Below are 1,303 nucleotides of genomic sequence, written 5' to 3' on the forward strand. Positions count from 1 at the left end.
GCTGCCGGTGCCGACGAATATCGCCAGCGGCGCCACGGTCAACCTGCAGTGCGGCACGACCTACCAGGGCACGCTGGACCTGAACGGCAAGTCGAACGTGACCGTCACCACGACCGGCACCTGCGGCAAGGCCACCATTTCGCCGGGTAGCGCCATCACTGGCTGGACCAAGTACAGCGGCAATATCTATTCCGCTCCGATCAGCTTCACCCCGACCCAGGTGGCCATCGCTGGCGCCCCGGCCAACAAGGCACACTGGCCGAACTCGGGCTGGGCCACCAGCACCAGCGGCATGCCGAGCACCGACCTGAGCGGCGCCACCCAGGTGTACCTGGACAACCAGTCGGTTGCCAAGATCCAGGCCCTGAGCACCAACAGCGTCAGCACCGCCAAGCCCTTCTATGTCGAAGGCAAGCTGTGGATGCTGGACATGCCCGGCGAATGGGCAGTGCAGAACGGCCGCCTGTATGTCTGGACCGCGGATGGCCTGAGCCCCGAGGGCCGTGCATGGGCTTCCCCGAACGCCAACGGTATCAATGCCGACAACTCGAGCGGCATCACGGTCAACAACGTCAAGGTCTTCGCGACCACCAACGGCATCAGCGCCAATACCTCGACCGGCCTGAAGGTGCTGAACACCGACATCGTCAACGCCGAGAACGACGGTATCTGGGCCAGCGGCAGCAAGAGCCTGACCGTCGACCAGAGCAGCGTGTCGAATGCGCGCCATAACGGTATCGATGGCTGGTATTCGATCACCGGTGCGGTCGTGAGCAACACCTCGGTCACCAACACCGGCATGGTCGGCATGACCACGCCGAGCGACGCCGCGATCTTCTTCGGCGACGGTTCGGGCAACACGATCCAGAACGTGCGTGTGGCGAACTCGGCTTACCACGGCATCAGCGTGCTGCACAACCGTAATACCAACGTGCTCAACAGCACGGTCGATACCGCCTGTGCCCGCCTGAACGACTGCGGTGGCATCTATACCGGTGCGCGTGACCAGCTGCCGCTGACCCTGAAGATCCAGGGCAACACCGTCAGCAACATCAAAGGTACCGAAAGCATCGCCATCTATCTGGACGACTTCGCCAACGGCGTCACCGTGACCGGCAATACCGTCACCAAGAGCACCCTCGGCATGTTGCTGCACAATGCCTTCAACAACGTGATCACCAATAACAAGTTCGACACGAACGCGGTGACCCACCTGGCGTTCACCCAGGATAGCGGCAACATCCGCAACAACCAGGTGACCGGCAATACCTTCAACTCGACCGTCGGCGAGCAGACCTACAAC

1 protein-coding gene is annotated in these 1,303 nt (G+C 62.2%); it reads left to right on the forward strand.

The genetic code is table 11. The annotated features are described in order from the left end of the window. The coding region (locus ACI48D_RS25990) for a right-handed parallel beta-helix repeat-containing protein (RefSeq protein ID WP_435574131.1) at positions 1-1,303 on the forward strand (1,303 nt) is incomplete at both ends.

This window comes from Massilia sp. LXY-6 (assembly GCF_051233485.1).
Taxonomy (GTDB): Bacteria; Pseudomonadota; Gammaproteobacteria; order Burkholderiales; family Burkholderiaceae_D; genus Telluria.